Below are 26,033 nucleotides of genomic sequence, written 5' to 3' on the forward strand. Positions count from 1 at the left end.
GAATCCTCTAAAACTCTTATAACCTATTATCCCAACTGATACCTACCAATTTACATATAATATATTCCAAATTAGTACCAAATAAATATCCAAATATATATCCAAAAAAAACAAATCCCCTTGCGTTAGATGATGAACTCATCTATTAACGTTATTCACTCACTTTGTGTAACAACTTCTAACATATAAGTACTGTAAATCAAATCTTAGAAATCAAAGAAGAAAGGTGGGAACTGCTTCGAGCAGCGTAAAGACGCTGGTGATTTAACACAAAGACATTTTGCCAGGCAGGATTGTAGTGACAATTCCAGGGGGGATGTTCATGGCCAATACAACTGTACAACCTGCAATGAATGCAGTACATGAAAAGAAGAGAAGAAGACGTCAAAAGTGGAACCCCATTTTACGAAATTGGCAGCTTTATTTGTTAATTTCACCAGTTGTTGCTTATTACATTGTCTTTCAGTACTTGCCGATGTATGGCATTCAAATCGCGTTTAAGGATTTCATTGCAACGAAGGGAATCTGGGGAAGCCCCTGGGTCGGTTTTGAACATTTTGAACGTTTTTTTCACAGTTATTTCTTCTGGAGATTAATTAAAAATACGCTTGGACTTGGGTTGTACAGCTTGGCGGTAGGTTTTCCAGTCCCTATCATTTTGGCGCTTCTGATGAATGAGGTAAGGGCGGAAAAGTTTAAAAAATTTGTTCAGACCATAACCTATGCGCCGCACTTCCTATCAACCGTCGTGGTCGTAGGCATGATGATGATGTTTTTATCGCCGCGATACGGAATCATTAATCATTTCATTGGTATGTTTGGCGGTAATCCCATTAATTTCTTGTCTGAACCTTCCTGGTTCAAGACCTTATTTGTGATGTCGGATGTATGGCAGACCATGGGCTGGAGCTCGATTATTTATTTGGCGGCATTAGCCGGCGTGGACTCTCAGCTTCATGAAGCAGCGCGTGTGGATGGGGCAACCCGGTTGCAGCGGATATGGCATATTAATATACCGAGTATTATGCCGACAATTATCATTTTGTTCATTTTAAATATCGGAAGCATCATGGGTATTGGTTTCGAGAAAGTCCTGCTGATGCAGAACACACTGAATTTAGAAACCTCGGACATTATCTCTACCTACGTTTACCGGAGCGGGATACAAGATGCTGAATACAGCTTCTCGGCGGCGATTGGTCTGTTTAACTCCATAATCAATTTCATCTTACTAGTCACTGTTAACCAGATCTCAAAACGTATGAGTGAAACGAGCCTATGGTAAGGGAGTTGCTGATGCATGCTTGTTGAATCTAGAGGAGATCGTATTTTTAATATAATTAACCATTTTTTGTTAATTACAATTACGCTCATTGTTATCTACCCGCTTGTTTTTGTGTTAAGCGCTTCGTTCAGTGATCCACAGGCCGTCCTGCGTGGTGAAATGTTCCTATGGCCCAAGGGGATCAATCTCCATTCTTACGAGAAGATTTTTCAGAACAAAGATATCCTCAGAGGTTATACCAATACACTGATCTATACGTCAGTGGGGACGCTGATTAATCTCGTCATGACGATTCTGGCGGCATATCCGCTATCTCGAAAGGATTTTATAGGCCGCAATGCCATCATGGCCCTGTTTGTTTTCACGATGTTCTTCAGTGGCGGATTAATTCCAACCTATATGCTAATCAAAAACCTTGGCATGTTAAACACATTTTGGGTCATGATCATTCCGAATGCCGTTTCGATCTGGAACATTATCATTATGCGGACATTCTTCCAGCAATCGATTCCAAATGAGTTGCATGAGGCGGCGACAATCGATGGCTGCTCCAATATTCAAACTTTAACCCGGATTATCCTGCCATTATCCATGCCCATTATAGCGGTGACGATTCTGTTCTATGCTGTTGGGCACTGGAACTCCTTCTTTAACGCAATGTTGTATCTGTCAGACAAGAACAAATTTCCACTTCAACTCATTTTGCGGGAGATTCTGATTCAAGGCCAGACGAACGATATGGTCAAAATGTCAACCGAGTCTGCGATTAAGCAGCAAAGGGAAGTGGAGGGCATCAAATATGCTGTACTCGTCGTTGCCAACATACCGGTGCTCCTGCTTTATCCTTTCCTGCAAAGATATTTTGTTAAAGGCGTAATGATTGGTGCCATTAAAGGATAATTCCTTGTATGGATAACGATGGGACAAAGGGAGGAATAAGAATGACGCTCAAAAAGTGGGGGAGTATCGCTCTAGTTTGTATGATGTCCGTTTCGATGCTGGCTGGATGCAGTTCTAAGGGTGTTGATTCGGGAAGTAGCAAGGATAAAAGAGCTGCCAATGGCAAAGTCAATGCGAGCGGATTTCCGATCGTAAATGACACCATTAAAGTGAGCGGATTTGCCGGAAAGTTTTTTGCCAATGCGGACTGGAATGATCTCAGACTCTGGAAAGAGTACGAGAAGATGTCCAATGTTCATATCCAGTGGGATACGGTGCAGAAGGATAATTTGAAGGAAAAACGCAATCTCCTGCTGGCAGGCGGCGCTTACCCGGAGCTGTTCTACGCCTCGGCGTTTTCGAGATCAGATCTGCTGAAATACGGCAAGCAGGGCGCATTCATTCCTTTAAATGATCTGATCGACCAATACGCGCCTAACTTTAAGGCTCTAATGAAGAAGTATCCGGTTATTGGCAAAGGGATTACGATGCCGGATGGTAACATATATGGGCTGCCAACCTTGTATGATCCGGAATTCAAGTCGGTTCTGTACGGAACACCTTGGGTGAAGAAAGAGTGGCTTGATAAATTAGGTTTGCAGGAACCGCAGACATTAGATGACTTCTATAATATGTTGAAAGCATTTAAAGAAAAGGACCCGAACGGCAACGGGCAAAAGGACGAGATTGCCTGGGGCGGTGTGGGAACGGCTGGTGTGGTGAACTACCTGAGAGGTTCATTTGGGGTGAATAATCATGGAACCTCCAACATTAACATTGATACAGACCCTCAGACGGATAAAGTACGCTTTATTCCAACCGATCCCCAATACAAGGAGCTGCTACAGTTCGTGAACAAGCTCTACAAAGACGGATTGCTCGAGCAGGACATTGTATCTGTTAAGAGTACCGAAGTGGATGCTAAAGGTATGGAAGGCCTGATCGGAGTCGTTGATAATGTCGATCCAGTTGCGATATACAATCAGCAAGGTTATGTTGGCATGCCAGTACTGAAGGGTCCTCATGGCGATCAGACATACAATGCATATGGTTCTCCACTCGGTAATATCGGGATGTTCGTACTTACAGATAAAGCCCAAAACCCAGAGGCCATGATCCGCTGGATGGATTATTTCTACAGCGATGAGGGCATCAAGACGTTCTTCATGGGATGGAAAGATGAGACGTATAAAGAAGACGCAGACGGTAACGTAGACTATGTCGACAATATCAAAAACAACCCGGATGGCCTTAATCTAGACCAGGCGGTAGGTCAATACCTGATCTGGCCGGGTGGGTACTACCCTGGTTTTGTGAAGCAGAAGTACTTCAAGGGTGCTGAAGGTCTGCCAACTTCGGTTGATAATGCGAAAAAAGCAGAGCCTCACATCTTACCACAAGATCAAATTTGGCCTCCATTTAATTTCACGCAGGAAGAGCAGCGGGATCTGACCACTTTCCAAACGGATATTGAAACGTATGTAGATGAAATGCGTGACAAATTCATTACTGGAAATGAATCCTTTGACAATTGGGATCAGTATGTGGCAGCTCTCCAAAAGATGGGCGTAGAACGATATGTAGCCATCTATCAATCAGCAGCAGACCGTTATACCCAAGCGGATTAAAGGTTCATCCGTAGATTTCAGATCATAAAGGAGTGAACAAATATGAGTCAAATGAAAGCAGTCCTGATTGGAGCAGGTGCGAGGGGAGCTGGTGGCTATGCACCCTATGCACTTGATTATCCGCATGAGCTTACCTTCATTGCGGTTGCCGAAGCCGACCCAGTGAGGAGAGCAAGATTTGCTGAGAAGCACGGGATTCCACCGGAACACTGTTATGAGTCTTGGGAGCCTCTGTTGGCTGAACCTAAGCTGGCTGATATTGCGGTTATTTGTACACAGGACAGAATGCATTATGGTCCAACGATGCAGGCTTTAGATAAGAAGTATCATGTTATTCTGGAGAAGCCGATGTCACCTGATCCGAAGGAATGTCTTGAGATGGAACAAGCGGCCAGAGATAATGACCGTCTGCTGACGATCTGCCATGTGCTGCGGTACACACCGTTCTGGAATACAATCAAGAAGGTGATACAAGAAGGACGTATCGGAGAAATTGTCTCCATTCAGTTGAATGAGAATGTGGGTTACTGGCATATTGCCCACAGCTTCGTGCGAGGAAATTGGAACAATTCCAACACATCCAGCCCGATGATCCTGTCCAAGTCATGCCATGATATGGACGTATTATCCTGGCTCGTAGATCAGCCTTGTCTCAAGGTCAGTTCGTTCGGATCTCTTAAACATTTTCATGAAGGCAATGCACCGGAAGGTTCCGCTGACCGATGCTTGGATTGTGCTGTAGAACCAACCTGCGCGTATTCTGCACCAAGATTTTATTTGAGTGACCAGTTCAGGGGTTGGGCAGGACATTTTACACAGGAGCTGACGAAGCCGAATATCATACAGGGCTTACGTAATACCGATTACGGCCGGTGTGTATACCGGAGTGACAATAATGTAGTAGATCATCAGGTCGTGAATATGGAATTTGAAGGTGGAGCTACGGCCATGTTCAGTATGTGCGGCTTTACATTTGAGCAGGAACGTAGAATCCAGATCATGGGGACGAAAGGAGAACTTCGTGGTGAGGAAGATCAAATTACCGTGTACGACTTTTTGACACATCAAAAAACAGAAATCACAATCCCTTCTCAAACCAGTGGCCATGGTGGGGGAGACAGCGGCATTGTGAGGAATTTTCTGAATGAGGTCCGTCACTATAACGGCCAGGAAAGCCTGACATCTGCTGCAGCTTCCGTCCGGAGTCATCTGATTGCATTCGCAGCTGAAAAGTCACGGCTGAACGGAGGCGAGTCTATCGATCTGAATGAATATGCCCGTCAGCTTATGGTGAAGGAAGAGCTATCTAAATAATCAGCAGTGTATCGATAAGCTGCTCCTCAAGGTATGAATATATTTTGAGGGATGGTTTTCGTATTATCAGGTTAGCCAGTAATTACTGGTTGGCCTTTTTTTGTGGTCGTTTTACGATGGGGGGAGCCGGGAGAACGTGGAGGCTTTAGGGGCAATAAGGGTAACAAAATCTTATAAGCCAGACACTCGACTGAGCAGACCTCCAGTCGATGTTACATATATTTATGGAAAAGGCTGATATGAAGAATGAAGACTTGAGAGCAATTCGAGGAAGTCGGGAAACAGCTATGGGAGGAATGATTCGTACACGGAGCGTCTGACAACTGAAAGAAAGGGAGCATCCCGATCTTAGATCTTTTGGGATACCCCCTATGGAGTCAATGTCATTTGATATTTTGTATTTTAGCAGGTGATGGAGCCGCATTGGGTGACTTTCGTTTGGACAGATCCATTTTACGCTGCAAAATTCCAAGCACAAGATCCGCAACGATCGCCAGCATCGCAGCAGGAATGGCACCTGCAAAGATCCGGAGGGAGTTATTGCTGTTCAGTCCAGCGTATATTTCCCGTCCCAACCCGCCGCCTCCCACGAGGGGAGCAATCGTTACCACGCCGATGGCAATGACGGCCGCAATACGCAAACCTGAAATGATATAAGTCAGCGCGAGCGGAAAACGAACTTTAACGAGCATTTGGAAGGCGCTCATACCAATTCCCTTTCCAGATTCAAGATAGCTGGGATCCACCTGTCTTAACCCAACGTATGTATTACGTGCGATTGGATTCAGTGAATACAGGAAGAGCCCAACCATGACCGTTTTCGTTCCGAGTCCCAGCCATAACATGAGAACCACAAGCATGGCCAAGCTCGGTACCACCTGAAGGATGTTTGTAATAAATAAAATGATCTTGGCAGCCCATTTGCTTTTAGAGCAGAGGATTCCAAGAGGCACTCCGATGATTACTGCCAGTCCCAGACCGATAACCACCATCGTAACATGCTGGATGAAATACTCCCAGAGCAAACCTTTATTTCGTGAAATATAGGACAAAAAGTCTGCAAATGTTAAATGTTCACTTTCCATGCTTACCCTCCTTTAGCTTTTCAAGAGGCCTTGCTCTTTCAAGTACGTAATCGCGACCTCCCGCTCGCTTTTCTTCTCAATGTCCACCTGATAATTGAGCGATATCATCGTATCTGCATCCAGATGACCGATTAAAGGCGCTACTGTATCCTGAATTTCAGGATGCTCCTTCAAAAGGTCCGAACGCAATACCGGACTTGCATCATATGGAGGGAAGAATTGCTTGTCATCCTGAAGTGTCTGCAATTGGTAGGCTTTTAGCCGGGAATCCGTAGAATAGGCCAATACGATATCAACCTGCTCATTGGCTACCGCGCTGTATACTAGACTGATTTCCATAGGAAACACCTGTCCAAATTTGATGTCATATACTTTGGAGAATGCTGGATATCCATCGGTGTTTCTTTCCAGCCAGGTGGTATCTACCCCCAGCTTCATATTGGTCATGTCTTGTTTGACATCGGAAATTTTGGTATACCCATTGGATTCGGAAAGATCCTTTCTTACCGTGAACGCATATGTGTTCTCAAAACCCAAAGGATTCATCCAGATGAACCCAAAGTGCTCCAGGAATCCATCTTGTGCTTCCTTCAAGACTTTGGCGCGTTCTTTGGTACCGCTGATCGGAAAATGGTTGTTGAAAATTTCACCGGTATATAATGTCGCCATCTGAACGTCGTTTCTTTTCATCGCATTGATGACCAATGAACTGGATGCCAGATCCGGGATAATATTTACCTTCAGATTGGTTTGGTCTTCAATCAGAGCTTTGTACATTTCGGCAATAATCTTGGTTTCGGTATAGGTTTGAGTCCCGATCGTAATCTCGCTTTTAATTCCGCATGCGGAATTAAAAGCGGCAAGAGCAATCATGCAGACTAACATCGGTATCCATTTGAGCTTAATCAGTTTCATCACGCCTTCCTTGTTCCGTCTGGCTCGCAGTCTGCGGTTGTTGTTACTCATATAGCTGCGTCCCGGGTCTGATTCTGATGGTAGTGCTTGCTGAGCCAGCCCTCAAGCAGACCAAGCAAACCGTCAGCTACAAGTGCCAGGAGTATAGCACCAATGCCACCGATGAATATCATCTCGGGCTTGTTGACACCAAGTCCAGATACAATAAGCTGGCCTAAACCGCCAGCACCAATCAGGGAAGCCAGTGTTGCCCAGCTGATGATGTACACCGTCGTTATGCGGATACCGGACATGATGTAAGGAAGGGTTAAGGGAAGCTGAATCCTCAAAATCGTTTGAGCGGTACTATATCCCATTCCCCTGGCAGAATTGAGTACTCCTTTATCCACGGAGTGAAAACCGTCATAGGTATTACGCAGGATCGGCATCAGGGAGTACAGAAACAGCGCCAGTATGGCCGGCTTCATTCCGATGCCGAGCAGCGGAATCAGAATAGCCAGAAGTGCCAAGCTCGGAACCGTCTGAAACAGGTTTGTAATGAAAAATACGATGCTATTAATCCAGCCTACCCGGTTGTATACCAATAGTATACCGATTGGTACTGCAATAATCGTCCCCAAAAGCACGGCAGAGGATGAGAGGATCAGATGCTCCTGCAATGCCTTCAGAATATCCGGATAACGATCCGTAATGAAACTCCAGAATGCGTTCATATCACTCATCCTCTCCGTTCAGCACCGGAGGGACCATCATTGGATATACTTCGGCCAAATGTTTAACCACACTGCCTCTTGTAATTAATCCGAGGAACCGGTTATTACTGTCTATTACAGGGAGATTGCTGAGTTGATGGCTGTCCATGGTCTCGATTGCCTGTGGAAGCGTGCTTCCCGAAGCGACGGAAAAACGGACCGGATGCATAACGTCAGCTACAGTTTTCCCTTCCTCGCCGTATTGGTCGAGAACCCGGTAGATTGAAACCACTCCTTGAAGCTGGCGGTTACGGTCCACGATCAGCAGCGAATCGACCCGCTTCATTTCCATCATCTTTATGGCTTCAGCTAATCCCCTGTTCGGGAATGCAGTGACCGGATTAGTAATCATCACTTCATCTACAAGCGGAATTTCATAGGCGCTTTCATTTTCATCTTGCAGACGTTTCGAACCGATAAAGTCACGTACATAATCGTTTGCGGGATGCCGTAAAATGGTGTCCGGTTTACCCGTTTGCATCACTTCACCATCCTTCATCAGAACGATGGTATCCGCAATTTTAATAGCTTCATCCATATCATGCGTAACAAAGATAATAGTTTTATGGAGATCCTGCTGAAGCCGGATCAGTTCATCCTGAAGCTGCTCACGGCTGATGGGATCCAGTGCGGAAAAAGGCTCATCCATAAGGATGATGTCAGGTTCAGCCGCAAGTGCTCGCACTACACCTACACGCTGCTGTTGTCCGCCGCTAAGCTCCGATGGATAGCGAGTGGCATAGGTTGTGTGGTCCAGTCCGACCATGTCCAACAATTCATTCACTTTTTGATCTGTTTTGTCTTTTTCCCACTTCTTCAGACGCGGAACCACACCAGCGTTCTTGGAGATATTCATATGCGGAAATAAACCAACGCTTTGAATGACATAGCCAATATTGCGCCGCAGTTCAACCGGATTCAATCTCGAAATATCCTTACCATCAATCATCACTTTGCCCGATGAGGGCGTATTGAGCGCATTGATCAGTTTCATCGTTGTCGATTTGCCACAGCCACTCGGTCCGATAAGGACGGTAATTTCACCTTTTTTGAATTCAAGGTTAAGGTCTTTCAGAGCGTGAAAGCCATTATCATAAACCTTGTTCACATGCTCTAGTACTATCATTCAATCGCCCCTTTGCAAGCAGTATCCATATTATGCGGAGCATTTGGCATATTATCCATCGGAGACCCAAAAAACTGTTGAGGGGAGAGTTGGATGTCAGAGTTAAGGGAAGGCGGCACACTTGTTATGTAGAAATGGAAATGAAGCTAAGCGCGTTAGCTTTTAAAGAAATCAAAATGAGGTTTAAGCGCATCATCAAGGCGATGGAGAATTTTCAACGAGGAAATCCCTGAGGGTAATAACATTTTAAGTAAAAAAAATTCCATCCAAAAAGTATTAAGCCCCTGTTCGTATACGGGAAAGTATGCGTTCTCATACATGAATCCCTAACATCCTGTGAGAACTCAAGTAGCCTGTAATTGTGCCACTGCTTCTCTCCGCCCAAATGGATATATGCAAAATGCAAAAGCAGGTAACGAGTCCCTTATGAGTAGGTCCGTATAACTGCAATAATATGTTTAATAAATTACCCACTTTGCATTGGAATGAAACATGTATATAGAATGATTTTGAATTGTTGGTTCCCCAGGTCCAGAACCGTCCATGAAGCAAGTCTTGCTCTGTACGACAATAAAGTCCTTGGGATCTAGCTCAAGAATCGGGGAGTGCAACACCGCTTGTCGCACTTCATATTATTATCCGTCTAGTTTGACTTCAATGCTACAGAAGTTCGTCGGTAATCTGAGTAACTTTGCGAATTACTCCTTGTGTAATATACTTAGTATACTAATATTATGATGTCAGGGTGGTTTTGTGGAATTGCATTTATACGAGCAGATATATATCTATATTGTACAAGAGATTAAAGAAGGTCGATTAAAAGAAGGAGACCGAGTCTCTTCTGAAAAAGAGTTGGCTGAACAATTTGGCGTCAGTCGTATTACATCTAAAAAAGCTCTGGAGAAATTGGCGGATTCTGGGGTTATTAAGCGAATACAAGGAAAAGGTTCATATGTGGCCGATGGTATAATTGGAGGACAAGAACCGAAGCACTATTCAGAGGTAAGAACGACCTTGGTTCCTGAGGATGATAAGCGGTTGATCGGGTTTATTATACCGAATTTTTCTGACGAGTTTGGCCTACAACTTCTTAGATCAATGGAAAAGCGGAGTGCTGAGCATAATTATCAACTCATTATCAAGCGAACTTGCGGGGATCGGGATGAGGAAAAACGCGCGATCGACTTATTTATTGGTTTAGGCATCAAAGGATTAATCGTGACCCCCATTCATGGTCAACACTATAATTCGGAGCTGCTTCGACTTGTATTAGATCGGTTTCCAATTGTTTTGGTCGATAGATATCTAAAAGGAATTCCGGTTTGTTCGGTATACACAGACAATAAGAAAGCAGCCATGGATCTTACGCGTCATCTGATTAGCAAAGGTCATAAAAAAATTGCCTTTTTATCTCCGCCGGAAGAGAACACTTCGACATTGGAGGAAAGGCTGCTCGGATATACGTTTGCCTTCACCCAAGAAGGAATGAACTTGAACAAAGATTATTTATTGACGAACTTGAAGGGCACCCTTCCCATGAACATAAACGGAACAGCGATTGAAAGTGATAAAGAAACAGTAAAGCATTTTTTGAAACAACACCCTGATGTAAAGGCGTTTGTCGCGTCGGAATTTCTAATAGCTACCATGCTGGCTCAGGTCATCCACTCGATGGGGAAATCTCTGGAGGAATTCGAGATTGTATGTTTCGACTCCCTGAACGATCACTTGGGTCAACCCATCTTCACTCATATTAAGCAGGATGAGAAGCAGATGGGTGAATTGGCAGTGGATATGCTAATCTCTCAGTTGCATGGAACAGCAGTTCCCGAGCTGAACATTATTGAACATCGTATGGTCGTGAAAAATAACAGGTAGGGTTAATACAAGCGCAGCTCAACAAAAGCAAGGATATTTTTCAATGTGTCGATAAGCCCCCAGGGGCTTATCGGCACTTTTTTTGATATAAGAAATATAAACTTCGAAGCATGGACGTTCCTGACCTGGGAGATTAACGAACCTTGAAACGTCGATTTATATATCTAATTATAGCCATACGTCATGAATATTTATGTCGTAATATTGCAATTGACACGCTTTATGATGTCATATTAATATACTTAGTATAACTAGTGGGGTTCTTATAACAAATTCACTTCGTTTATCATTTTCTGATTTTAATAGTTCATATCATCAATCTTGTTAGCGCTTACATAAATTGTGGATTGATCAGAAAATGAAGTGGATCTTATAGGAATTCAAGTTAAACGAATTAATTTAACTTAAGGGGGACTTTGAATGAGGAGATCCAAAAAAATCGCATTTCCAATTCTTGTTTACTTTCTGGCTATGTCACTACTTGTAACCGCTTGCTCAACGAAGGGAGACTCAAGCGATCAGGCAGGAGAGGGGAATACAACGGTTACGATGTGGCATGGTCTTACCTCCATTGATTTAGATAATTTGAATAAAGTCGTGAAGGCATTTGAAGAGAAAAATCCTACCATCAAAATGAAATTGGTTTATACAGAATCCAGTGAGGGATCCGATCAGAAGCTGCTGACTGCAGTCGCAGGCGACAATCCTCCTGACGTTGCACTTTTCGACCGGTTTAAGGTCGGTACTTGGGCTGCGCAAGGTTCTCTGACTGACTTATCCTCGATGGCAGCAGAATCCGGAATTCTAAAGGAAATGTATTATCCATTTGCTTGGGAGGAGTCCAGTTATCAAGGGAAGCTTTATGCAATGCCGATGGATACGGACTCTCGCCTGCTATTTTACAATAAGGATCATTTCAAAGAAGTAGGGCTGGATCCCAACAAACCACCACAAACGATCGCCGAGCTTGAAGCGGCCGCCGAAAAGTTAACCATCAAGGAAGGTAAACGTTTCAAACGGATCGGGTTCATCCCATGGTATTCGCAAGGCTGGCTGTATACTTGGGGATGGGCATTTGGAGGAGAATTCAAGGACGCTGCCACCGGCAAAATTACCGCAAATGATCCTAAAGTCGTTGAAGCGCTACAATGGATGACCGACTTCGGCAAAAAATACAATGTCGAGGATATTGCCGGATTCACAAGCGCAGCTGGCACGGAGGAAATGGATCCGTTCATTTCCGGTCAAGTCAGCATGAAGATAAGTGGAAACTTTACAGTGAAGGGTATCGAAAAATTTAAGCCGGATTTAAATTACGGTGTTGCACCAATACCGACTCCAACAGGTACTAATTTTACGACATGGTCGGGAGGCGGGTCCGCTATTATCCCTAAAGGCGCCAAGAACGTCGCTGCTGCTTGGAAATTCCTCGAATTCTTAGGGAAAGAAGAGGGGCAAACGTTATTAAACGCTGACTCTCAAATTTCCGTTATCGATTCGGTTAACGACAAATACGGTTACAAAGACGATCCGATTATGAAAGAATTTATCAATATTTTGCCCAATTCACATAACCGCCCGGTTATTCCTGAAGGACAGCTGTTGTGGAATGAGTTAGCTTCCGCTACGGAAAAGGCTACCCGCGGTAACGGTACTCCGAAAGAGAACCTGGATAGAGTAACAGAGATTGTTAATAAGGCTTTAGAAAAATACGACAAATAGGGTGCTCGGTAGGCAGGGAGCGAACTCTCTCCTTGCCTATTAATGAATGACAATTGGAAGGAGAATGCACATGGCGAAACTGGCCGATTCAGTTCAAGTAAAAGCAATTCCATCGGCAAGGAAACGAGCACTCCACAGAACTAACGTGATTGGGTGGCTGTTTGCTTCACCTTGGGCTATAGGGCTGCTATGCTTTTATGCAATTCCGATGCTAATGTCCATCTACTTCAGCTTCACTACTTACAGCATTCTGCAGCCTGGTGAATTTGTCGGAATGAGTAATTATATAGATCTATTTCATGATCCTTTGTTTTGGAAATCCATATACAACACGATCTATTTCACCGTATTTTTTGTTCCATTAAGTATATTTTTCGGTGTGGCACTCGCTATGATGTTGAATATGAAGGTCAAGGGGATGGCTATATTCAGAACGATCTTTTTCTTGCCTACACTTGTTCCACAAGTGGCTTTGGCTGTTCTGTGGATGTGGTTGTTACATCCAAACTTCGGATTGGTGAACGGGATGTTAGCGAATATCGGTATCGATGGGCCTTCTTGGCTTGGTGGTGAGTCGTGGTCCAAGCCTTCACTCATCTTGATGTCGCTTTGGGGTATTGGGCAAGCCGTCGTCATCTACCTTGCTGGATTAGGAGACATCCCTGAAGAGTACTATGAAGCAGCACAAATCGATGGAGCTAACTGGTTTCAGAAAACGAGAAAGGTAACCCTGCCTTTGCTCACTCCCGTTATTTTCTACAACCTTGTCATGGGAATGATCGGTGCATTCCAACAGTTTACTCTTCCCTATACGTTGACCAAAGGGCAAGGAACTCCTGCAAATTCCATGACTTTTTACGTCATGTATTTATATGAGAACGGATTCAGGTATTTCAAAATGGGTTATGCCTCCGCAATGGCCTGGATCTTATTTATTATAGTTATGGCATTAACCGGGATTGTTTTTATTACGTCTAAACGCTGGGTTCATTATCAAGGGAAATAAGGAGGAGGAAGTAAGGGATGAATCCTATCGCTATCAAAAGACTCAATCGTGCGTTAGCCTATTTATGTCTAATTGTTGCTTCTGCATTTTTCATTATTCCGTTCATTTGGCTGCTTTCGACTTCTCTTAAACCACTCACACAAATCTTTACGTTCCCCCCAGAGTGGATTCCGCATCCAATTCTGTGGAGTAATTATTCCCGTGCCGTTGAGTATATCCCTTTCTGGACATATCTGAAAAACACGGCGATTATAACAATCGTTAGTACGCTTGGTGTGATCATATCCTGTCCCTTAGTTGCATATAGTTTTGCCAAGTTAGAGTACCGTGGGAGAGGTATACTTTTCTTTGTTACCCTCGCTGTTATGATGATCCCCGGACAGGTGACGATGATTCCTCTATTCCTGTTGTTTACTAAATTAGGTTGGGTAGGAACATCTCTTCCACTGATTGTACCCCAATTTTTTGGAGTGCCAATTTACATTTTTCTATTGCGGCAGTTTTTCATGGGACTGCCTGATGCCCTGCGCGAAGCGGCCCGCTTAGACGGCGCTAGTGAGTTCCGCATATATTTACAGATCATGTTTCCACTAGCCAAATCCGCCGTTTTAGCCGTGGCATTGTTTCAATTTATGGGGAGCTGGACTGATTTCATGGGCCCCTTGCTCTATTTAACCAATGAACCATCTTACACGGTTTCGCTCGGATTGCAGCAATTTCAGAGTCAAAAGGGATCCGAATGGGGTCTATTAATGGCCGTATCCACCTTGATGACATTACCTATTATTGTTTTGTTCTTTTTTCTTCAAAAGACGTTTATTAGCGGCATTACATTTAGCGGTATAAAAGGTTGAACATCATTTGTATGAATGAAGCTCCCACGAGGCGGAACCCCAGGGATGTTAGGACGCACCAAGGCAGAGATGGGATGCTGAATTTGATTAAACGTGAGCCGAATTCGCAGGATATCCAAATCAGCGACCGCAATTTTTATGTAGATAACGATTGATAGGTCCTTTGGAAAAAAGTTAATAAGCAAATAGGCAGCGATGTGTAAAGCAGAAGCTGCCTTTTTGCGTACCAATGCATTCTGCATAATAATGAGGCTCGCGGGCAGATGGAACGTTAGTTTATAGCCCTCTGGACCGACTCATAAGAAGCAACCTGTCGGAGATGGAGGATTAGCCCTCTCTTCGTCTAATAATACATATGGGACATTAAGCGAATTCGTATATTTGCTCTTACGCGGGAAATGGGTGAATTCGTAGAAAAGACGTTATCTGAAATTATTGCAATTTATGACGGATTGTAATATGAAGTGCGACACCTACTGGAAATAAAAAATGGCTCATAGCCTGATTCGTGTAGAATGAAAGTTACCACACCAGCATTCACACAAGGAGAATCAGTCCATGAGTTATTCACATCTTAGCATAATCGAACGCAGCAAGCTAGAAATCCTACATCGACAAGGGAAAAGTGCAAGAGCCATCGCCGAGGAACTTGGTCGGCATCATACGACCATTTGCCGGGAGATCAGCCGGAATGTTCAACTACAATCTTATCAGGCAGAAAGATCACAACAAGCTTATGTGCAGCGCCGCAAAGCTTCCGTATCCAAGGGTAGATGGACGAAAGCACATGCTGAAGAGCTGGAAGAGAAGTTGCACGCCACATGGTCCCCTGAACAGATCGTGGAGCGCTTTAAAACTGAAAATCGACCCACCGTATGTTTTAAAACGATCTACCGCTGGATCTATGCAGGTCGTCTAACCAAAGGTGCTTTGCATGTACTCCGGCACAAAGGTAAACGTCAGAAACCTGCGGAAACACGCGGTAAGTTTGCTGTAGGCAGACCCATTTCCGAGCGTCCGAAGGACGTTCGCTCTCGGGAAACATTTGGGCATTGGGAACTGGACACGGTGGTTTCGGGACGTGGAAAGAGCAAGGGTTGTGTAGCAACCTTCATTGAACGGAAAACACGTCTGTACACCGCGATTCAAATGCCCGATCGGACGGCTTTGTCGATGGAGATCGCCTTTGGCGTAGCCGCTGCTCAGTATCCTACTAAGGCTTTTCGAACCGCTACGGCAGACCGTGGCAAGGAGTTCGCCTGCTACGCGAACCTGGAACAAACACACGACGTACAGATTTATTTTGCTGACCCTTACTCTTCCTGGCAACGCGGTTCGAATGAGAATGCGAACGGCTTACTTCGAGAGTTCTTTCCCAAGGGCACGGACTTTAAGCAAATATCAGATGCAACATTGGAGCGTTCGCTTCACTTAATCAACCATCGCCCCCGAAAATGTCTGGGCTGGAAAACCGCTCACGAATCTTTCATAAAGGAACTGTCGCACTTGGTTTGACAATCCGTTTTATAAAAAAGGAGTCTCTTAAATGATTAATATTCAAGATATTCTGCCTCATAGGTATCCATTTTTGTTAATTGATAAAGTACTGGAAGTCGAAAAAAACAAATGGGCTAAGGGATATAAAAATGTTTCAAATAATGAGTGGTATATGAATGAACGGAATGCTGTTATTCCTAGTACATTGATAATAGAGGCTTTGGCTCAGTTAGGTGCTTTTGCAGTCATTTCAGAAGAGAATGGTGTAGGATTTCTTTCTTCACTTAAAGGAATTGAAGTGATTGGTCAAGCATTTTCGGGAGATCGGATAGATTTATACTATGAGATCATTAAAAACAAGCGTGGATTTGTAGTGGGAAGAGGAGTAGCCTCGGTAGGAAATCAAGTAATTATAAATGCAGAAGAAATCATGATATATTTACAACCTACTATTAAGCAATCCGAAGAAAACAACAACTTGTGATAACAGAGGATTCATGCTGCGGGCTGACGCCCTTGGTACCGGCCAGAGGTAGGGGCAAGTGATGAGTTCAATCAATAACAAAGCAATAATAAGTTTGATTGCTGCGTTCATGATATTTACTGCACTGTTCTTTACTCGTTTTTAACAGACGATTCAGAAGAGAAATTTATGGAACAATTATCTTTGCATCAGGAATTGCAATTAGATTAAATGACAGATCGGAAGTAAGAATCCAATATGGTAACACAGTATTCCAGCTTCATGGCTTCGCCGCTCGGTTTGCCCGAAAGAGATTCAAGGAAGCAGAGTCATGCAGACACATTGATCCCCTAAGAAAAGAGCTTTCTAAGGGGAATCGACGTCAGCAACACAATAACTTTATCAGAAATCAATTGCACGAATATGGGATGATTAAATGAAAAAAAATATTGCAACTATTTGAAACACAGATTTGGAAAAGAAATTTAGATAGACTGTAGATGTAAGGAGTAAGAATTGTGAATAAAAAAGAAAAGAAGTCTATTATTGCTATCATTATACTTGTTGTCGTTGTATTTAGTGCTATATGGTATTTTAAAGTGGGTTATTTATTAAAACAACCAGAGATGCCCAAAGCGAATATTGAAATTCAGAGCAAAATGGTTGATGGTGGTACGATTAATTTACGAAATGCTGATTACACGGCAAGTCAAATAAAGGTTGGATATGAAGTGAAAGGGTTCAGTTTGAAGGAGTATAATATTTCTTGTAAGCTTTATAATGACGGAAATTTAATTTCAACTTCTGGGTCAACAGGTGGAGGATTGATAGAATTAGACGAAAAGCATTATTACCTAATTGGTAGTGAGAATATAAATCAAATTGATCTGCCTGATTCTATAAATCTAACGGTGGAGTTTATAGTGGTACCGAATGATTTTAGACAAAAATCGATAATTTCATCATTTAACGTAAGCCTTGATAAACAAACGCAATAGATTGTAAGGAGGAGATGGGCGTTTGGTTTTATCAATCGCCGCTATTTGACCGCTATAGGGATAGTCTAACCCAACAGTTAAGATGTGATGAAACCTTAATTCAAATGGTACTTCTTCTCAAATATACGTTTGTTCCAACAGAGATCAATAATATGAACAATACAGAGATTCGTACATATTTCTTTTTGAATAAAGACATTATCTTATCCTCGCTCCGTTAGATTTAGTTTTCATTGTTCAGAGAGGAACCATTGGGGCTAAAGCTGATAAGGATCAGGATTACGGAAGAATAGAGAGAGTGATAATTTGGTTGAACAGAGAGAGGGGATGGTACAAATTGATCAACAGGAGTATGGGCGCTATTTGTTAGCACTGAGCGGAGAAGAAATAGAACCAGATGATGATATGGAGGTCGAAGCAGATCATCTCTACGGCTTTTTTCAAGGGTTCATGCCATCTGGAACAGGTGTGGAACGTGTGTTTGAGCCGATTCTGGACGGCCAACGCTTTTTGGATAGAATACGTCCGATCTATGAGATGTTGAATCCTGAGGACTTCGCCGGCGAGTATGTGCCAGGTTATTTCAACGGTGGAAATGAGGATGCTTCCGAAGGAACGTTGCGTGGTCTGGGGGAGGAACTAATTAAAAGATTGAAGAACCTGTTCTCCATGGTGCCCGAGAAAGATGAAGAGGCGGACTCAGCGAAGGAAACATTCCGGGCTTTGGCATGTGTAAAGGAGGTTGTTGTATTACCGCGGGGTGAGATTGGCAAGTTAGAGCAAAGACTGATTCAAGGTACGGATGAAGAAGATAGCGAGGTCGTTTACGAAGCGCTCGGTGAGCTCATCCGTTCACGTAGCGATTACTGCGAAAATATCGAGCTATTGAGCGAAGCGTACTATTCCATCGCTTGCGATTATTGGGTATCCTATTATTTACAATGGCCCCGCTATCAAAATTTACAGGAGGCGGAAGACTGTCTGTATCCTTACTTTGAGCTATACCGTTATGGCTATAGTCTTCATTGGACTCAAAATAAGCTATTCATTGGCAAACGTTAATAACCGCTACGATTGTTTTGACCGAACTTGTAAAAAGGATACGAAGCAATAGGGAGGAAGTTCATTGTCAGTTAGAGCCCATGGTATGAGCACAATTAAGTGACTTACAGGCCAGCTTGGACTTAGCAAAACAACAATGTGATCTGAAAGGTAATGCCAATTTTATAGATAAGGGTGATAGATATGGAACGAGGACTCATTATATTTTTGAACGGAACGTCAAGTGCGGGAAAGACGAGCATCGCGATGGAATTGAAAAATCAGGGAGAGGTTCCGTTTCATCATCTGTCTGTAGATCAATTTGCCCAAAATTATGATCAGTTTATCGACAATACATACCCAGATATGAAACCAACAAGAGAAGTGGAACACCATGTGATGACAGATATCCTGTTCGACCCCATCAATTCGTTGTACTGTGCAACCATTAAACTGTTTTCGGAGATGGGTTTGAATGTCATCGTGGATACGGTCATCAGCAATGATAAGTGGTTTAACGGTTTTTATGATTTGCTTTCGGATTATCCGATATTGTTTGTAGGTGTACACTGCTCGAAAGAAGAACTCACCAGAAGAGAGCAGAGCAGAGGAGATCGCGCGATTGGACTTGCCCATTCCCAGTTCGACTACATATACTCCTATGATGAATATGATCTGGAAGTGAATACGGAAGAGCTTAGCTCAGCTGCATGTGCGGAAAAGATATTAAGTTATATAAATTCTAGTCAGGAATACTCGGCATTTAAGAAATTAAGTAGAAGAGAGGTTAGTGTTTCATAGAACATCGATGCCTAAATAACATCATATTCATGCTTTAGGCGATACTGCACTTCGTTTTACTTGAGAAAAAAGAAGCCGGTGAATTAAATATCCGGCTTCTTTTTTTCGAACTCTCACAATAAAGAAAAGATTCTCCCTACACAAAGCGTTGAGTAAACTGCTAAGTTAAGCTTTTCACTTTTTTATTTTGTCTAAAGGTACGTTAATAGTTGTTGATTCCATCGGGGTTACGGTTGTTCCATTTTGCTCAATCAAGGAAATCGTTAATTCTATAGATTCTTGATTGTCTAAATCAATAGAAATCGACCTGCGTTGAAACTCATCAAACACGCCTTCAGCTTTAACAATGGTATCTTGATCATACAATTGTCCGTTTTTATCTCGGATCGTAACTTGAAAAATTCGATCTGGAATCTTTTCAGATGGATTCGGTTGGTACTCTCTTTTACTGTACCATAAGCCAAATTGCAGTTTTTTTGAATTAGGCAAGTAGTAGAGCTTTGTAAGATGTACTTTCCAATCAGACAAAGTCTGTTTTTGATCTGTAAGTTGAATTGGCACTTCATGGTTATTATATGGATCTTCCCATTGTAATGGTAATGTAGATCCTGTTTTAAGAGAGATGAGTTCTCTGTCTGCATACCAATAAATCCCTACTAGAATAATGATGACTGATAGAAGTAAAATGATAACATTTCTTTTCACATAACATCCCTACCATCTTTAATTGTTAGACCGTTCCGTTTTGTATTTTGATGATAATCATTATTAAACCATATAATGGATTTTAAATGAGTGAAAGTGAATTATATTCATTACGCTTGAAGATAGGTGGTCACCGAATGGAAACTAAAATGCTGTTTGGTGTGGGTTTGGTCTTCGATACACCTGAATTCGGAACCATCGTTATGGGGGCTAATGAAGAGTTTCATGAACTGTTCCCTTCAACGATCAAAGAAAGAATAGGTAACCGGATTATCATCAAAAAAACGGATGGGCAAGAGCAGGTGTATAAAGTAATCTCTTCTCAAATTCATCATTCTATAGCCGGTAAAAAGAATATTGGTATTTGTTTGGGGAGAGAGATTTCCCCGAATGAAATACCCGTCGGTTCAATCGTCTGCTGTTATCCATCCAGAGAAATTGATTGCTAGTTTGCTTGGATGAAGCTATACATCTTGAAATGATGATAAGGAGGGCAACTCTATGAATCCAGAAGATCATATCCAAAACATGTTACAGGTAATCATTGAGAAAACACAATCCATCATCAACGACAGTCGTAAGCAATCTTTTGGCTCTTTAGAGTATTTCTTGGAGCATGTTCTAGTGTATCGAGATAAACAGCAATACATGTCTAACGATTGGCATATCCGCACACCGCGCTGGCTAGGGGAGTATGGAAATACGCCGGAGGAAGAAGAGCTCCTTTCAGACATCTACCGACTGCAAGCGTATATCGCTGAGAAATTAAAGGGCGGATAAACGGCTGGTGATGTCGCATTAGTCCGACTCAAATGTCGCAAAAGTACATGGTAACGCGATGCGGAGATCGTTTATACTCTCTTTATGTTTCGATAATGAAAATCATTATCAGTATTATACATAAGGGGGATTCATCATGAATCAAGGAACAAAGGGGCAGGCTGCCGGAAGCAAGGCATATACTGCTCACAAATCACGATTATTCATGGGCTTGATGTTAGCCCTTATTCTTGTCCTGACGGCTTGCGGTGCCGGAACAAGTACAGATAGCGGCAAGCCGTCTGCGGCAACGCCAGCGAATGAAGGAACTCAGACGGACGGAGCTTTTCCTGTAACGATTAAACACATGAAGGGTGAGCTCACGCTAAAAGAAAAACCAAAGACCATTGCTGTGCTTGATGTCAAATTCCTGGATCAAATGTTAGCCGTTGGCGAGAAGCCGGCTGGCAGTGTTATCGCTGGAGGCAATACCGATTTTCCAGAATACTTAGGTGACCAGCCGAGTGACGTACAGGTTCTGGGTACACGGGACGAGCCTAATTTGGAAGCGATTGTAGAACTAGATCCAGACCTGATTATCATGACGGACTTCCAGGAGAAGCAGTACGAGAGTGTGAGCAAAATTGCACCTACCCTGGTACTTGATTTTTACGAAGACTGGCGTGATACGTTAGCCACAGTTGCTAAGATTACAGACAAGCAGGACGAGGCCGAGAAAGTACGCACTGCATATGAGGACAAAGTCGCTGGATTGAAGGCGAAGTTGTCAGAGAAAATGGGAGATGAAACGGTAGCCCTTATTCGTCCGAGAAAAGAAGGCATCCGTGTTCATGGGATTGAGCATCGTACAGGTGTTATTCTGTATCAGGATCTGGGCTTGAATATGCCTGCACTGGTTGAGGGAATCAAGGATGATACTTCTGTTGAAATCTCAATGGAGAAGGTGCCTGAGATTGGCGCAGATCGTTATTTTGTACTGTCAGATGAACTGTTTGCGGCAGAAGCTGAGGCTATGGTAAGTAATCCGGTGTGGAAGTCCCTTGATGCTGTGAAAAATAACCGCACGTATGACGTAAACTCAACACTTTGGATCGCATATTACGGACCTCTTGCGATTAATCTAATTGTAGATCAGGCATCGGAAGCTCTGCTCGGATCGAATTAATATGACCCATTATCTCTCGACAGACTTATGGAAAGAGACAGTGAAGGATCATTCGATTTTGCTTGGTGAGCCGCCTGAACATAGTGTCCGTACCATTGCCTTGAGTGAGTTGCATGACGAAGCAGCATGTCGTGAGTATATCAGCTGGTTTCAGGAGTATATCGATGCACCTGACATGAAGGTTGCCGCTTCGATGTTAGCCAAGCGAATTGGCTATCTGTGGACCGCGCCTCTGGTGATAGCGATGACTTTTCATCATCAGCATGTCTCGTTTCAGCTGGAGAACAGCTTTCTCTATCATCCGGCGCTCTCAGATCATAAGGGCGGCACACGATTTCCTTTTCTAGCGGTAAATGGACTTCAGGCTGAAGGACTAGCGGGAGACAGGGCAGTATGGCGGGAAAAGGTGGTCGAGGAGATGTTTGCGGTACAGCTTACACCGCTGTTAAAGATGCTTGCTGTGATTGCTCCACTTTCCATGAGTATCCTTTGGGAGAATATCATGGTACGCATTGGCCGCCTATACACAACGGATGAAAACGAGACGGAGCAGGAAAGAGAGCAAATTCAGGCAGACTTTGCCTATCTGACGCAGGTGGCATCCGGGCAGATTTTCGGCGTGAGAAAGAATCCGTTAACTCGCTTCACCGAATGCAAAGACAATGGCTACGTTGCCAAAAGCGAGCGGATCACCTGTTGTTTTTATTATCAAATGTCAGGGGAATATTGCAGAAAATGTCCGAAAATTGACAATGAGAATAAATCTCAATTAAAATGACAACAGCAACAACTTTACCTTTGCTATTGTCAGGAGATGAGAGAAATGCCGCTGCAAGAACAGACAAGTCTATGGAGTGATACGACGATCAAGATGCTTGACGGGTATAGCGGTACTTTGCAGACAGGCAGTGTTCTTAGCGAAACTCAATTAACTTCAAATGTGTTGCTGCTGGCATGCGGAGGGGAAGGGGAGCTTGCAATGAATGGTGAGGTTTGCCACATTGGAGCTTCTTTTGCCTGTCATGTGGTGGAGGGCACATCCTTCACGCTGACCGCCAGATCAGACGAACTTTATTATATCGTGATCAAGTATAAGGCTTCTTCCATGGAAGGAGCCTCTCATGTTATACCCTCGTATCGCAAACACCCACTGCAAACTTCGTTTATTCAGAACCCTGTGACTCAAGCGGAATGGATCGAGAATGCGGAAAAAATCGTTGCCAAATGGCGTCGTGGCGAAGGGCTGGAACGTTTTCATGCCAATGCGTTGCTCCAGGTGATGATCTACGAACTGATCATGGAGTATGAATGTGGTCAAGGCGGAGCAGAGTCCGACATGGTGGATGTTGTCGCTTCCTATATATCATCGCATTATCGTCAGAATCTGGAGCTTAAAGAGCTGGCAGCCCTCGCTGGGTGCAGTGTAAGACAGTTGCAGCGACGATTCAAACAAGAGAAGCAGCTCGGACCGATGGAGTACGTCATCCAGCTACGCATGGAAAATGCTTCGCGGATGCTGCATCATACGGATGCTCCCATTGGGGAAATTGCTGACAAAATGGGCTACCGTGACATGTATTATTTCAGTAGGGCGTTTAAGAAATATTATGGCGTTCCTCCGCTGCGTTATCGGCTTGCTGCCGCTTCGGAAACAGATGCAAACTATGCTCATTCCTTGCTGCGGAATCGATTGGCTTCTTCGTACGAGTCGGGCCAAGGCCCGGTGATATGCCATATGCGAGGTGAATATCCTGTCACCAGTGCTCCACAGCGTATCGCCGTACTCGATGTGCAATATGCCGATCACCTGCTTGCGCTTGGGTTGCATCCAGCAGGAAGTGTAGGAGTGGGAAGTGCAGTGTTAACGTTCCCTCAATCGCTCCGGGCAGGACTTCAGCATACCGAATTGCTCGGAACGTATGAGTACCCCGATCTGCTTGCTGTGGAACGACTGTCTCCAGATCTGATTATTTGCACCGAGGTGCATGATCAGCACTATGAACGGTTAAGCCGAATCGCTCCAGTTCTCATGTTTAAACGCAATGAGAGCTGGCAGACCATTCTGAGCCTGTTCGGTGAACTGACAGGTAAGCGAGCAGAGGCAAAGCGAATACTTGCGGATTATCATCGACGAACCGCATTGCTGTCAGAAGAACTTGCAACAGTCCTCGCAGGTAAGAGCGTAGCACTGATTCGTCCACTAGATTCTCTGGTTCGCGTACATTCTGCCTCGCATCGTACCGGTGCAGTGCTGTACCGTGACCTAGGTTTACCTGCTCCATCATTTGTGGCAGATACTTCCGACACAGCTTATCATATTTCAGTTGAAAGACTACCAGCTGTACATGCCAGCCACTATTTTTTGCTTAGCAATGAAATGATGCAAGAGGGAATAATATCCGCGACAGAGCAGCGTGTCTGGGGGATGCTCGATGCGAGTGAGCGCCAGCACATACACTCGGTCGATGCCGCGACATGGATCGGCTGTTATGGACCAACAGGCATCAATGGCATTGTGGATCAGATTGAACAGGCGTTGTTGGCTTGAGGGGTTATGATTTTTTTGTTGTTTGTAAAGCGGCAAGGTAGCTCTTTGATACGGCTCATCGTAAATCATATTATAACTTATTGAAATTGCTTGCAGATTTAATATTGACGGTAATTGCAATTTAGTCTCACGTAATGTAAAATTACTTAACGGAAAAACATGGAAGGGGTGGGGGTATGAGGTGGAAACGGAAGACTTACATTCAGTCGACTTGCGTAATTTCATATTTCCATTCCATTAGGACACTAAAGCATTTATTGCTTTAGTGTTTTTATTTTATGGGGGTGTAATAATTGTCAAGGTACAAAAGGGTTCTCGTTAAGCTAAGTGGTGGAGCAGTAGCAGGAAACTCTGAATTTGGTTTTGAGCCAGAAAGGTTAGACCATATTGCGGATGAAATTATGTCAGTAGTAAATTTAGGCGTTGAAGTATCGTTAGTTATAGGTGGGGGTAACATTTTCAGAGGTAATATGGCGGAAAGCTGGGGGATAGAAAGGGCAGAAGCTGATAACATTGGGACGCTTGCGACTGTAGTAAATAGTTTAATGCTTCGTGGAGTTCTTAAAGCCAAGACCAAAAAGGAAGTACGAGTAATGACGGCAATACCTATTACTTCAGTTGCAGAACCATACATCCGTCTAAGAGCAATCCACCATCTAGAAAAAGGCTATATTGTAATTTTTGCAGGGGGGAACGGTCAACCTTACGTTACAACAGACTATCCTTCAGTACAAAGAGCCATCGAGGTTAATTGTGACGCTTTATTAGTTGCAAAGCAAGGTGTTGATGGTGTTCTTAATGCAGACCCTAAGTTTGATAAAGATGCAAGGAAATTTCGTTCGCTTCATTACAACGACGTTTTAAAACACAACTTAAAGGTAATGGACCAATCAGCTTTCATTTTAGCAAGAGACTACAATTTGCCAATGCATGTGTTTAACTTCGATAAACCAGGCTCGATGAAAGAAATTTGTGAAGGTATGAATAACGGTACGATAATTAGTGGTGAATCAGTTTCAGAGTTGGAATGAAATATGTTAGCAATACTACTCTCCCTTGATTTAGCGAAACGATAGTTCCACAAAAGAGAAGTTCTATTCAAAATCCCACTCGGGCATGGAGTGGGATTTTGTTTATGGTTCCACAAAGTCAGACCTCCCAAGCTTAAAGCAAGTTAGATATTCAGAATCCTTTAAGTCGGGGTAATACCAGCGTTGCTGTTACCAAGTGCAAGTGTATGGGTTAGATTGGAAATTGTTGTTTGTGATTTAGATAACATAAAGTTAACCTTATTCATAAATAATGTGAATTTTATGTCATTCCTCGCTTCAATTGCTCTGATATAATTTCTGCTAGAGCGAACCTCTCAGTAAACAAGTAACAACTCAACCAGAACAAAACACTGAGGCAAAACTTTAAAGTCATCGGAAAGTAAAGAAAAAGTATCGCCCCATTTGTTATACAGTAGTGAAGAATTATTCGCTGTATGGAAGTAGCTTGTAGCACATGGTGATATAAAAAGAAGGAACAG

General features: G+C 43.4%; 24 protein-coding genes. 19 read left to right on the plus strand and 5 right to left on the minus strand.

The annotated features are described in order from the left end of the window. Window positions 1-322 precede the first annotated feature (322 nt). Genes AC3ITG_RS07875 through AC3ITG_RS07890 form a run of 4 tightly spaced genes read left to right on the plus strand, consistent with a single transcriptional unit; the run spans window position 323 to window position 5,166 of the window. Window positions 323-1,285, plus strand: coding sequence for an ABC transporter permease (locus tag AC3ITG_RS07875; protein ID WP_083584731.1), 963 nt, complete (start codon window positions 323-325; stop codon window positions 1,283-1,285). A gap of 15 nt (window positions 1,286-1,300) precedes the next feature. Continuing rightward, a complete protein-coding gene (locus tag AC3ITG_RS07880; protein ID WP_489253373.1) occupies window positions 1,301-2,185 on the plus strand; it encodes a carbohydrate ABC transporter permease in 885 nt (294 codons plus the stop codon). A gap of 41 nt (window positions 2,186-2,226) precedes the next feature. Beyond that, window positions 2,227-3,852, plus strand: coding sequence for a type 2 periplasmic-binding domain-containing protein (locus AC3ITG_RS07885; protein WP_489253374.1), 1,626 nt, complete (start codon window positions 2,227-2,229; stop codon window positions 3,850-3,852). 42 nt (window positions 3,853-3,894) lie between these two features. After that, on the plus strand, window positions 3,895-5,166 hold the full coding sequence (locus AC3ITG_RS07890) for a Gfo/Idh/MocA family protein (RefSeq protein ID WP_489253375.1): 1,272 nt from the start codon (window positions 3,895-3,897) through the stop codon (window positions 5,164-5,166). Window positions 5,167-5,549: 383 nt separating this feature from the next. Here the strand turns inward: AC3ITG_RS07890 and AC3ITG_RS07895 are convergent, their stop codons facing one another. From AC3ITG_RS07895 to AC3ITG_RS07910, 4 genes are read right to left on the minus strand one after another with little or no spacing between them, the layout of a single operon-like run. Then, window positions 5,550-6,251, minus strand: a complete 702-nt coding sequence (locus AC3ITG_RS07895) for an ABC transporter permease (protein WP_413376412.1) — start codon at window positions 6,249-6,251, stop codon at window positions 5,550-5,552. Between the two features lie 12 nt (window positions 6,252-6,263). Then, window positions 6,264-7,166, minus strand: coding sequence for a glycine betaine ABC transporter substrate-binding protein (locus AC3ITG_RS07900; protein ID WP_489254440.1), 903 nt, complete (start codon window positions 7,164-7,166; stop codon window positions 6,264-6,266). Window positions 7,167-7,213: 47 nt separating this feature from the next. Then, a complete protein-coding gene (locus AC3ITG_RS07905) occupies window positions 7,214-7,879 on the minus strand; it encodes an ABC transporter permease (protein ID WP_489253376.1) in 666 nt (221 codons plus the stop codon). Between the two features lies 1 nt (window position 7,880). Continuing rightward, complete coding sequence (locus AC3ITG_RS07910; RefSeq protein ID WP_413376418.1) at window positions 7,881-9,044, minus strand: ABC transporter ATP-binding protein; 1,164 nt, start codon at window positions 9,042-9,044, stop codon at window positions 7,881-7,883. Between the two features lie 753 nt (window positions 9,045-9,797). Here AC3ITG_RS07910 and AC3ITG_RS07915 point away from each other — a divergent pair. The 9 genes from AC3ITG_RS07915 to AC3ITG_RS07955 all read left to right on the plus strand — a co-directional run bounded on the left by AC3ITG_RS07915 (window position 9,798) and on the right by AC3ITG_RS07955 (window position 19,304). Beyond that, window positions 9,798-10,922, plus strand: a complete 1,125-nt coding sequence (locus AC3ITG_RS07915; protein WP_489253377.1) for a GntR family transcriptional regulator — start codon at window positions 9,798-9,800, stop codon at window positions 10,920-10,922. Between the two features lie 420 nt (window positions 10,923-11,342). Beyond that, window positions 11,343-12,644, plus strand: a complete 1,302-nt coding sequence (locus AC3ITG_RS07920; protein ID WP_489253378.1) for an ABC transporter substrate-binding protein — start codon at window positions 11,343-11,345, stop codon at window positions 12,642-12,644. Between the two features lie 70 nt (window positions 12,645-12,714). Next, on the plus strand, window positions 12,715-13,650 hold the full coding sequence (locus tag AC3ITG_RS07925; RefSeq protein ID WP_489253379.1) for a carbohydrate ABC transporter permease: 936 nt from the start codon (window positions 12,715-12,717) through the stop codon (window positions 13,648-13,650). 17 nt (window positions 13,651-13,667) lie between these two features. Then, window positions 13,668-14,504, plus strand: coding sequence for a carbohydrate ABC transporter permease (locus AC3ITG_RS07930; RefSeq protein ID WP_413376426.1), 837 nt, complete (start codon window positions 13,668-13,670; stop codon window positions 14,502-14,504). Window positions 14,505-15,062: 558 nt separating this feature from the next. Beyond that, complete coding sequence (locus AC3ITG_RS07935; RefSeq protein ID WP_413372728.1) at window positions 15,063-16,019, plus strand: IS30 family transposase; 957 nt, start codon at window positions 15,063-15,065, stop codon at window positions 16,017-16,019. Window positions 16,020-16,050: 31 nt separating this feature from the next. Further along, window positions 16,051-16,485 carry an ApeP family dehydratase gene (locus AC3ITG_RS07940; RefSeq protein ID WP_489253380.1) on the plus strand — a complete coding sequence of 145 codons (435 nt, stop codon included), beginning with the start codon at window positions 16,051-16,053 and terminating at the stop codon, window positions 16,483-16,485. Between the two features lie 497 nt (window positions 16,486-16,982). After that, a complete protein-coding gene (locus tag AC3ITG_RS07945) occupies window positions 16,983-17,462 on the plus strand; it encodes a hypothetical protein (protein WP_489253381.1) in 480 nt (159 codons plus the stop codon). A 306-nt stretch (window positions 17,463-17,768) separates the two neighbouring features. After that, window positions 17,769-18,524: a hypothetical protein gene (locus AC3ITG_RS07950; RefSeq protein ID WP_489253382.1), complete on the plus strand. Its 756-nt coding sequence runs from the start codon at window positions 17,769-17,771 to the stop codon at window positions 18,522-18,524. A 183-nt stretch (window positions 18,525-18,707) separates the two neighbouring features. Then, window positions 18,708-19,304: a chloramphenicol phosphotransferase CPT family protein gene (locus AC3ITG_RS07955; protein WP_489253383.1), complete on the plus strand. Its 597-nt coding sequence runs from the start codon at window positions 18,708-18,710 to the stop codon at window positions 19,302-19,304. 174 nt (window positions 19,305-19,478) lie between these two features. On the opposite strand, the gene AC3ITG_RS07960 is transcribed toward AC3ITG_RS07955, so the two are convergent. After that, complete coding sequence (locus AC3ITG_RS07960) at window positions 19,479-20,009, minus strand: hypothetical protein (RefSeq protein ID WP_489253384.1); 531 nt, start codon at window positions 20,007-20,009, stop codon at window positions 19,479-19,481. Window positions 20,010-20,146: 137 nt separating this feature from the next. Here AC3ITG_RS07960 and AC3ITG_RS07965 point away from each other — a divergent pair, with 137 nt between their 5' ends. The 6 genes from AC3ITG_RS07965 to pyrH all read left to right on the plus strand — a co-directional run bounded on the left by AC3ITG_RS07965 (window position 20,147) and on the right by pyrH (window position 25,533). After that, window positions 20,147-20,458: a hypothetical protein gene (locus tag AC3ITG_RS07965; protein ID WP_489253385.1), complete on the plus strand. Its 312-nt coding sequence runs from the start codon at window positions 20,147-20,149 to the stop codon at window positions 20,456-20,458. 52 nt (window positions 20,459-20,510) lie between these two features. After that, window positions 20,511-20,789 (plus strand): hypothetical protein, encoded by a 279-nt coding sequence (locus AC3ITG_RS07970; protein WP_489253386.1) that lies wholly within the window; start codon window positions 20,511-20,513, stop codon window positions 20,787-20,789. 136 nt (window positions 20,790-20,925) lie between these two features. Beyond that, entirely contained in the window at window positions 20,926-21,954 is a 1,029-nt protein-coding gene (locus AC3ITG_RS07975) for an ABC transporter substrate-binding protein (RefSeq protein ID WP_064639801.1), read from the plus strand. A 1-nt stretch (window position 21,955) separates the two neighbouring features. Further along, complete coding sequence (locus AC3ITG_RS07980) at window positions 21,956-22,732, plus strand: IucA/IucC family C-terminal-domain containing protein (protein ID WP_064639800.1); 777 nt, start codon at window positions 21,956-21,958, stop codon at window positions 22,730-22,732. 45 nt (window positions 22,733-22,777) lie between these two features. Next, window positions 22,778-24,502 (plus strand): helix-turn-helix domain-containing protein, encoded by a 1,725-nt coding sequence (locus AC3ITG_RS07985; RefSeq protein WP_489253387.1) that lies wholly within the window; start codon window positions 22,778-22,780, stop codon window positions 24,500-24,502. A 293-nt stretch (window positions 24,503-24,795) separates the two neighbouring features. Next, on the plus strand, window positions 24,796-25,533 hold the full coding sequence (gene pyrH / locus AC3ITG_RS07990) for a UMP kinase (protein WP_489253388.1): 738 nt from the start codon (window positions 24,796-24,798) through the stop codon (window positions 25,531-25,533). Window positions 25,534-26,033: the final 500 nt, after the last annotated feature.

It is taken from the genome of Paenibacillus sp. GL_099_B (genome assembly GCF_057835695.1).